The sequence below is a fragment of the Gilvimarinus sp. 1_MG-2023 genome (assembly GCF_030548285.1).
This window is the reverse complement of the sequence record NZ_JAUOSC010000634.1, coordinates 1-313: the sequence shown is the minus strand read 5'-3', so window position 1 is coordinate 313 and position 313 is coordinate 1. Positions and strand designations below refer to the sequence as shown.

Here is a 313-nt window from a genome sequence, read left to right as displayed (position 1 = left end):
CCTACAACCAGTTCTACGCCGTAGGTACGCTTGAGGATATCGACTTTAATATCCAGGTGCAGCTCGCCCATGCCTTTCAGGATGGTTTCGCCGGAATCGATATCGGTTTCAACCTGGAAGGTTGGATCTTCAGCCACCATCTTGCCGATGGCGATACCCATTTTGTCGACGCCGCCCTTGTCTTTAGGCTGAACCGCAATGGAAATTACTGGCTCAGGGAAGACCATGGCTTCCAGCGTACATTCATGCTTGGGATCACACAGTGTGTGACCAGTCTGAACGTTTTTCATGCCGACAATCGCGAGAATATCAC

Annotated in this window: 1 pseudogene; it reads right to left on the bottom strand. The window is 50.8% G+C overall.

The features are described 5' to 3' along the window. Nucleotides 1-313 (bottom strand): annotated as a pseudogene (locus Q4563_RS18405) (elongation factor G); the annotation flags it as partial.